The organism is Enterobacter cloacae complex sp. IR5450 (assembly GCF_049238665.1).
In the GTDB taxonomy this organism is placed as follows: Bacteria; Pseudomonadota; Gammaproteobacteria; order Enterobacterales; family Enterobacteriaceae; genus Enterobacter; species Enterobacter hormaechei_C.
The window spans coordinates 1-8,329 of the sequence record NZ_JBMKIC010000060.1 but is presented as its reverse complement, the minus strand read 5'-3'; the positions used below and the strand labels follow the sequence as shown (position 1 = coordinate 8,329).

Sequence of the window (8,329 nt, the reverse complement as noted above, 5' to 3'; positions counted from 1 at the left end):
CGGCCTTTGAATGGGTTCATGTGCAGCTCCATCAGCAAAAGGGGATGATAAGTTTATCACCACCGACTATTTGCAACAGTGCCTCACGCCTTCATACGAGGTTTTCCGGGGGTATCGTACCCGCCATACCCTGGATGAATTTCTGGAGATGGCCATATCGCTGAATGCCATCCACCCGGATGAATATTTAACGGATATGCTGCTTAAGCCTCATGAGGTGATCGGCGCTCTGGCCGATGAAGGCGACCAGCTGAACAACGCCACCCCGGTTTATTTCTTCCCGGATACCGGCGTCTATGCAGCGGCCGTCAGTGAAACCCGGGTGCTCGATGCCTGGCTTTGCTGGCCATGCTACCCGGCGAACTGGTAACGCGGCCGTTGGAATTGCACCGGCAGGATACGAATTTAACCGACCCCGTGGCGGGAAGGTTATCACAATTGCATGTCCTCATCCCTCAAGCCCCCTGCCAGGCCCTAACGTGCTGTCAGGCTTCGCCTGATTCCCGATCTGCGCCGGTACTTCAGCCGATAACTTTTTGTTTTCTTTTTATTTTCTCCCCATTTCCTCAAAGTTCGCGGGCGGCGTGGACAGGGCACCATTGCCGCATGTGGGGTCTTAATAAGGGCAGGGTGGTCAGGTTTGCTCGATGCCGGGGGTAGGCCCTACCCTTTATGGGATGAGGACATGCAATTCACTAAATTAATCGACAGCACCGGTGGTGACTTATCTGTAACGGGTCAGTTTTGATACGGGGAATGTTTCAGGGTTAAGATCTGGAATCATAAAAATATACGCTCCCGTTCAGGACATACGACTTGAAATGGATAATGCCATTAAAGGAATTCCAGCCTTTCGTCGATAACAGTTTCTGACCATCGCCATAACCATGTCATGGAGGAGACTAACCGTGTTTCAGAGGTGAGCTGGTGCCTGGCAAAACATACAAACTCAAATATCAGGAAGCGAGTTTAGTTGTTTATAACATGCAGCCGTGTAACTGATTAGGTACCGGCAAAAGGAGGAAATAATGTTTGAAAACTACGTTTGTAAAATCTATGTAAGCAATGATCCTCATTTTAGTAGCCATCTCGAAGCAACTGCGTTTGGTTTCGATAATGGTCAGCAGCAAAAGATTCTCACCGCAGCCCATGTTGTTACCAATGCTCTTGGAAAAATTTATCCCGTCAGCAATACACTTAAACTTTACGTCAAATTTCTTAACCATCAAGGACTGGTGAACGAAGAGCCTGTTCTAGTCGATTTCATTCTCAATGAGGCTAATGACAGGGCAGACTTTAAAGACGGCATTCCGTTTGTTGACAGTGCAGAAATCGTATTACCAGCTGGAATACAACAGCCTGTAAGTAGTTACTTTAAGGTCCTGGCTCCCGCAGCTGGCATGGGTACATTGGGTGTCGGATATCCAATGAATGAGACAACAATTTCGACATTCCCTGGTGAAGTTTCAGGCATTTGGCCTTTAAATTGCTCAAATCATTTGACCTGCTCCCCGTTGATTAGTACACCCCGATGTTAGTAATGTCTTCATAAGCCACATGAGGACATCCCCATGAAGAAGCGTTTTTCCGACGAACAGATCATCAGTATTCTCCGCGAAGCCGAAGCTGGGGTACCCGCCCGTGAACTCTGCCGCAAGCATGCCATTTCCGATGCCACGTTTTACACCTGGCGTAAGAAGTATGGCGGTATGGAGGTGCCTGAAGTTAAGCGCCTGAAGTCGCTTGAGGAAGAGAACGCCAGACTCAAGAAGCTGCTTGCCGAAGCCATGCTGGATAAAGAGGCGCTTCAGGTGGCTCTTGGGCGAAAGTACTGACGACAGACCAGAAGCGGGAAGCCGTGATGTTGATGTGTGATGCGACCGGTCTGTCGCAACGTCGTGCCTGCAGGCTTACAGGTTTATCCCTGTCGACCTGCCGCTATGAGGCTCACCGTCCGGCTGCTGATGCGCATTTATCAGGGCGCATCACTGAGCTGGCACTGGAGCGCAGGCGTTTTGGCTACCGTCGTATTTGGCAGTTGCTGCGCCGTGAAGGGCTTCATGTTAATCATAAGCGCGTGTACCGGCTTTATCACCTCAGTGGCCTGGGCGTAAAACGCAGAAGACGTCGTAAAGGGCTGGCAACAGAACGTCTGCCGCTGCTCCGTCCGGCGGCGCCCAATCTGACCTGGTCGATGGATTTCGTCATGGACGCACTTTCCACCGGTCGCAGGATCAAGTGTCTTACCTGCGTCGATGATTTCACAAAGGAATGCCTGACGGTCACTGTTGCCTTTGGGATTTCAGGCGTTCAGGTCACGCGTATTCTGGACAGCATTGCACTGTTTCGAGGCTATCCGGCGACGATAAGAACTGACCAGGGGCCGGAGTTCACTTGCCGTGCACTGGATCAATGGGCCTTTGAGCATGGTGTTGAGTTGCGCTTAATCCAGCCGGGCAAGCCAACGCAGAACGGATTTATTGAGAGCTTTAACGGACGATTTCGCGATGAATGTTTGAATGAGCACTGGTTCAGCGATATCGTTCATGCCAGGAAAATTATTAATGACTGGCGGCAGGATTATAACGAATGCCGCCCGCACTCCACGCTGAATTATCAGACACCGTCTGAATTTGCAGCGGGCTGGAGAAAGGGTCATTCTGAGAATGAAGATTCCGACGTTACTAACTGAGTGTTGTATCTAATCGTGGGGGCAGGTCACATTCTCCCCAACATCTCACAACTCGCTTTGTAATAGCACATTTCAACACCGATGGTTGCTCTGGTGGACCCTATGTCGTCTCCGAGAATGACGAGCATTTTGTCATTGGAAGTCTGGTTGGAATAATGTCTGGAACCTGCCCAGATTCAAATCCACACATGTCTGTTCAGTCCGCTACTGATTTTTAGCAAAGTCAGTTCCAAAATGACGCTGGCACGATAGTTATTTTGGGTCTGCCCGATATGGCGTCTGCCCTTACTAACAGCAACAGCATTGAAACTGACAAACATGAACTCGAAAGTGCCACAATAGTAAGTCATGATTTCTTCATCACTTTTATGGTGCTCTTTTTCACCTATCACACAGCAAGTTATGAATACGAGGCCTGTAATGGACGCTACCGAAACTGAAGAGCTCGAAAAAATTCGCAAGAAGGCAATGGATGAAGTTACAAGTGCTCTTCAGGCGCTTGAAAATAAGTTCCCGGGTATTACTGAGGGCGCAGCAGCTTTGGCGGGGTCAGGCGTAGGCGCAGCGGCTTCCTTCGGTGCTCTCTATACGCTTGGTACAACGGGAGTGTCAGCAGCAGGCATAACCTCCGGGCTCGCTACAGCAGGGTCTATCGTCGGTGGCGGTATGGTTGCAGGCATTGCGGTATTGGCCGCACCTGTAGCTGTGTTAGGGATTGGCGGGTACGCGATAGTGAAACACAAAAAAAATGCGAAACTGACAGCCGCCCTTAGTCAGGCCATCCAAAAGCTCTACGAAGTTCAGGAAAGGTTGATGTCGAATGCGGAATATTTTAAGGCAGAAATTGCTGGCATCAAGGCAACAATCGACATGCTTACTAAGAAAGCTCCAAAAGGTAGCCTGGTCGCGGTGAGGTAAACACATGAGTCAGTCTCCTTATGATGATGAGTTCAGGGCCATCCGTTATATTCAGCTCCGTGGTCAGGATATCGCGAACGCTCACGAGACAATTAACAGTGATATAGAGAGCCTTAAGGCACAGTTGACCGGGCTAATCAGCGGCACTGAACTTGATGAAGCGGAGCATCTGGCGCTTAAAGAACATCATCTGCGAGAAATGACCCCTTCAGATACTGCCATGCATTCTACTGGTCTCAAGACTATATATAGCGAGGCTAACCAGCGTGTATGCGGTGATATTGGACTGGCCACAATACTCTCCACGGATGACTTGGCTGTTGTAGATGCCCGGATCCAGAATCATATTAAAGAATTTAATGATCGCTACGCACTCGACGCCTGGGATTATGCTATTGCCTGCGGATGCGGGCTCATAGCATCCATGCTGGATTTACTTTGCGTCAGAGCCCCGCCAAAACCTACGGTGAGCTTTACGGCAGAAGTGGATGGTATTTTCAATAAACAGGTGCAGAAAGCCTTCAATGCCATTTTGCCGGAGGACCTGAGTACAAAACTCTCAGATTTGTTCCCTATAGGGGCACCAGACAGTTCGATCAGCAGCGATTTAGTGGGTGCGGCCGGTGGCGTTTTGTCTCCCACAAATCACCGCTTAAGAGCTTTGTCACACGATCCCGTACTGGGCATTATTTTCGGTATAAAGGATATGCTGAACGGGACCTGTACGGTGGTTCAGAATGGACAGATCGTGGTTTATCCTTCCAGTAAAGGCGTTACAGACGAAACCAATATTTTCAGGCTCATCGCCAGAATGTTTGGACACCTGGCATCGGATGTTAATGCCCCCTCAGCAAAAGGAAACCGTGGCATGGGGTTACCGGCTCCTTTTATGGGGCTACTTCGTATGCTTGAGGGGATCCCTGTGGGGAGTTCTAACTTCGGCAAACAAATAGAGTACATGTATGTCAACGGGTATGACTTTCGTCAGTTTATCGTGACAAGTATTCCGATGAGCATAATGGAAGTTTTGATGCGGGTTTTCTATGTGGCGAAACAGGTATCGCTGGGAAAAGGAGCTTTTGGGGAGACCTTACTGGATACCATGCCGTTGCGGCTAAATCCACGCTTCCGGATGATGCTTGCCCTGGGTTATGGAACTTCCAGTGCTGTTAACGCAGGTAAAATGTATATCACCGGCAATATTCTCAATGCGAATTACGCCTCCTGGATGGGGTTGGCCTGGAATGGTTTTCACTCACTCAAGTGGTCCCTTTATCAGCGACACTTAAAGCTTTGGGCCGGTATTGAAAAGGCAGAACTGGAACGGCTTCAGAACAATATAGACAGCATCGAGGCATTGACCATCATAGCAGGAAACTTGCCAGTCAAGTAACATTCACCGGAGCACCTCCGGAACCCCATAGCCCACCAGCTGCTAAAAATGTCTGCCTTTGCTTTTAATACTCTCTCTGCCTCCTCCCCGAGGCAGAGAGTAGCTCGTAGTTATTTATACAGCTCACAACAGGGCCATAAGATACTCCGCTTCTCGTTTACCGATGATCCTGATCTGTCAGCTCTCTTACCGGATGCTGTACGAGCGTAACGGCTTATTATTGATAGTTCTCTCATATCAAACCTCATAAAGATTTATGCTGCCACTTAGTAACAGCCTAAAGGTTGTACTCTCTATTTAACAGCTTTTAGGCTGTTAATTTGATATTACAGCTTTTAGGGTGTATGTTTAGAAAACAGCGTACAAGGTGTATCAGAGGAACTACTGAGGCCAGCTTATGATCAATAATGATTACCCGTTAAACACGCTCAACCAGTTGCGTCCCTTGCTCATTGGTTTTCGCAAGGCGAATGGCCTGACGCAAAAAGACCTGTCCGAAAGGTTAGGGGTCACTCAACAGACATACTCACGTCTGGAAGCCAACCCTGCCAGTGCGAGCATTGAACGGCTATTCAAGGTGTTTTCTATCCTGGGCGTAAAAATCAGCTTCTCCTCGACAACCGCCTCTTCAGAGGGGAAGCAGACGGAAGAAATGCTTAAATCAAACTCACCTGCACGACAGGAGAAATGGTAACGATATGAGCCGGAAACAGCAGCGTCTGGCAATCTGGATGAACGGAATCAAAGTCGGATACTGGGAAAAAAGTAAAGGGGTAGACAGCTTACAATACCTTCCTGACTGGAGTGCAGACGAACAGGGAAGGCCGCTGTCATTGTCCCTTCCTTTTACTCCCGGGAACCAGGTCTGGCGTGGAAATGTGGTACGTGACTATTTTGATAATTTACTCCCGGACAGCGAAGGCATACGCAGACGTCTGGCAATGCGTTACAAGGCCGATAGCCTGGAGCCTTTTGATCTTCTGACGGAGCTGGGAAAAGACTGCGTGGGCGCGATACAGCTGCTTCATGACGGAGATGAACCCACAGATTTATATTCCGTGAAGTATCACCCGCTTACTGAATCAGAAATTGCGGCAACTTTGCGTAATACCACGGAGACATTGCTACCGGGCAGGCCAGAAGATAACGACGACTTACGTTTATCTATTGCCGGTGCTCAGGAGAAAACAGCCCTACTGTGGCATGAAGATCGGTGGTGTATGCCGGAGGGTAATACACCAACGACGCATATATTCAAGCTACCGCTCGGACTTGTGGGGAACATGAAAGCCGACATGCGCTCGTCGGTTGAAAATGAATGGCTCTGCTCGGTACTTCTCGAACAGTACGGGCTCCCCGTGGCAAGAACGCAGATTGCTCACTTTGAAGATCAGAAAGCGCTGGTGGTAGAACGTTTTGACCGAAAATGGTCAGGAAACGGACAATGGATCATTCGTTTACCCCAGGAGGATATGTGTCAGGCCCTGGGCATTTCGCCATTACGAAAATATCAGGCGGACGGCGGGCCAGGTATATCGGAAATTATGGAAGTTCTGAGTAATTCAGACCGTGCTGAGCGTGACAAAGCGCAGTTTTTTATGACGCAGATAGTTTTCTGGATGATGGCCGCAACAGATGGCCACGCTAAAAATTTCAGTATTTCTATTGGGCCACAGGGACGTTATCACCTTACACCACTCTATGATGTGTTGTCGGCATGGCCGGTGATCGGTCATGGGAACAATCAGATATCCTGGCAGAAGTGCAAACTGGCGATGGCCGTACGTGGCAGTAGCAACTATTACCAGATATATCGAATACAACGACGCCACTGGATCAGGCATGGTGAGATAACCGGCCTGAGTAAACAGCAGACAGAGGCGATGATAGAGGAAATCATCGCCAGAACCCCGGGTGTCATTGAACGTGTTAGCGGGCTTCTTCCGGACCAGTTCCCCCAGCAGCTTGCGGAAAGTATTTTTGATGGAATGAGGCAGCAATGCAGGCGCCTGGCTGAGAAATGACAGCCGCAATTTATAGTGTGCATGTTTTCAGAATAGCTGATGTAAGCGTGAGGATTCAGTATGACTGAAGAACAAAAAAGAATAGAGCGGGCTATTGAGTTGGCTTGTCGTTACGGCGGAACCGATGAAATGCATCATCTGCAATGGGTCGTGGATCAGATGGTAAGAGAACTTGCTGGAGAACGTTATGCACAGATTGTAGCAGATGCCACCAGCGGAGAAGATGGGCCTGATACTTACAAATGGAGTGTTGGGATCGCGCCTTAGCATCTGTCAGTCTGGGGATGAAAACGTACTTAACATCCAGCGAATTCCCAGACTTCACATTAAGACTAGAGTAACGGCCGCAATCACGTGAGAGAAAAAAATGGCAATTTTAGCAATCATTGCAGTTATCGCCCTGGGTGGGTACGCCTGCGGGTTTATTAAAGCCCGTGAGCTGAGCGCTTTGCGTAAAGAAATGAAACTATACGTGGATCGCATGGAAGCGGCGGAGCTGGACTTACACGCAATCAGAAGTGTAGCGGAGCACCGGTTGCACGGTGCAGGTAAACAGTTTGCCGACCTTTACAGCCGTATCGACGGTGCAACTGTGACGCTGACACCCGAAGATCAGCTGTTACTGGCAACGATGCCATTTAATATTCAGGATGTAGAAGACATCGTAAACGAGCGCGGTCCAAAGACAATTAGCGGCCGTCCATTCTGGGAAGTTGAGCCAGGCCCGCATGACTATGAATATGGCCCGCAATATCCGTATTTCCCAGACCAGCGCTAGGAAGAGATCAAGATGAGAGAGCCAAGACCCCGCCATACCTTGCAGGTCATTCGAGTGCCTTCTCTGGAGGTTCAGGATCTGGGGCTGACCAGCTTTGATAGCTGGCTTGACGAGAACGGTTATGACAAAACGAATGCCAGAAATAACCGTACCATCTGGGCGAGAGAAGGCGGATGGCATCTGAAACGTTGCAGAAATCTGGAAACTGGCACGGACGATTTCTGGTTTATCGCTTTCGATGGTAAAGGCGGAAAGATATACCCGCTGAAAACCCAAAGAGACTACCGGGCTGCATATCGTAAGCTGGAAGCAGAAGGTTATGCACCTGCGGTCATCGAGCAAATGACCACAGGCGCAGCATATAACCTGGCCTATCCACGTTCCACCCTAAAACAAGCTGAGACGGCCACCAGCGAACCAAAGCGGAAACCTGACGTAGATGGGGTCGTCTCAGAAAACGGAATCTATGGTCACTCCCGTTTTTGCAACACCGATTTTGACGACAAGTTGGCTTGCTTGAATCT

The 8,329-nt window shown here is 49.3% G+C and carries 10 protein-coding genes; all 10 read left to right on the top strand.

Translation table 11 applies throughout. The features are described 5' to 3' along the window. The first annotated feature begins 10 nt into the window (after window positions 1-10). Window positions 11-370 carry a hypothetical protein gene (locus ACOTYB_RS24200; RefSeq protein ID WP_063945302.1) on the top strand — a complete coding sequence of 120 codons (360 nt, stop codon included), beginning with the start codon at window positions 11-13 and terminating at the stop codon, window positions 368-370. A gap of 658 nt (window positions 371-1,028) precedes the next feature. After that, window positions 1,029-1,538: a hypothetical protein gene (locus tag ACOTYB_RS24195; protein WP_421765903.1), complete on the top strand. Its 510-nt coding sequence runs from the start codon at window positions 1,029-1,031 to the stop codon at window positions 1,536-1,538. A gap of 33 nt (window positions 1,539-1,571) precedes the next feature. Beyond that, window positions 1,572-2,692 (top strand): IS3-like element ISSen4 family transposase gene (locus ACOTYB_RS24190; protein ID WP_087451024.1). Its coding sequence is split into 2 segments (ribosomal slippage): window positions 1,572-1,830 and window positions 1,830-2,692, totalling 1,122 coding nucleotides; the frame shifts between segments, so codons are not numbered across the junction. Between the two features lie 420 nt (window positions 2,693-3,112). Then, window positions 3,113-3,610: a membrane protein gene (locus tag ACOTYB_RS24185; RefSeq protein ID WP_000340139.1), complete on the top strand. Its 498-nt coding sequence runs from the start codon at window positions 3,113-3,115 to the stop codon at window positions 3,608-3,610. Window positions 3,611-3,614: 4 nt separating this feature from the next. After that, the gene (locus ACOTYB_RS24180) at window positions 3,615-5,003 is read left to right on the top strand and encodes a hypothetical protein (RefSeq protein WP_012695445.1); all 1,389 of its coding nucleotides are present in this window, start codon (window positions 3,615-3,617) and stop codon (window positions 5,001-5,003) included. Window positions 5,004-5,403: 400 nt separating this feature from the next. Beyond that, complete coding sequence (locus ACOTYB_RS24175; protein ID WP_012477377.1) at window positions 5,404-5,697, top strand: helix-turn-helix transcriptional regulator; 294 nt, start codon at window positions 5,404-5,406, stop codon at window positions 5,695-5,697. Between the two features lie 4 nt (window positions 5,698-5,701). Next, window positions 5,702-7,027: a type II toxin-antitoxin system HipA family toxin gene (locus ACOTYB_RS24170; RefSeq protein WP_000088044.1), complete on the top strand. Its 1,326-nt coding sequence runs from the start codon at window positions 5,702-5,704 to the stop codon at window positions 7,025-7,027. Between the two features lie 60 nt (window positions 7,028-7,087). After that, on the top strand, window positions 7,088-7,294 hold the full coding sequence (locus tag ACOTYB_RS24165; RefSeq protein ID WP_000134171.1) for a hypothetical protein: 207 nt from the start codon (window positions 7,088-7,090) through the stop codon (window positions 7,292-7,294). 100 nt (window positions 7,295-7,394) lie between these two features. Further along, window positions 7,395-7,805, top strand: coding sequence for a hypothetical protein (locus tag ACOTYB_RS24160; RefSeq protein ID WP_000985909.1), 411 nt, complete (start codon window positions 7,395-7,397; stop codon window positions 7,803-7,805). 12 nt (window positions 7,806-7,817) lie between these two features. Further along, window positions 7,818-8,329 (top strand): hypothetical protein (locus tag ACOTYB_RS24155; protein ID WP_072202520.1); only part of this gene is annotated, 512 nt, incomplete at its 3' end.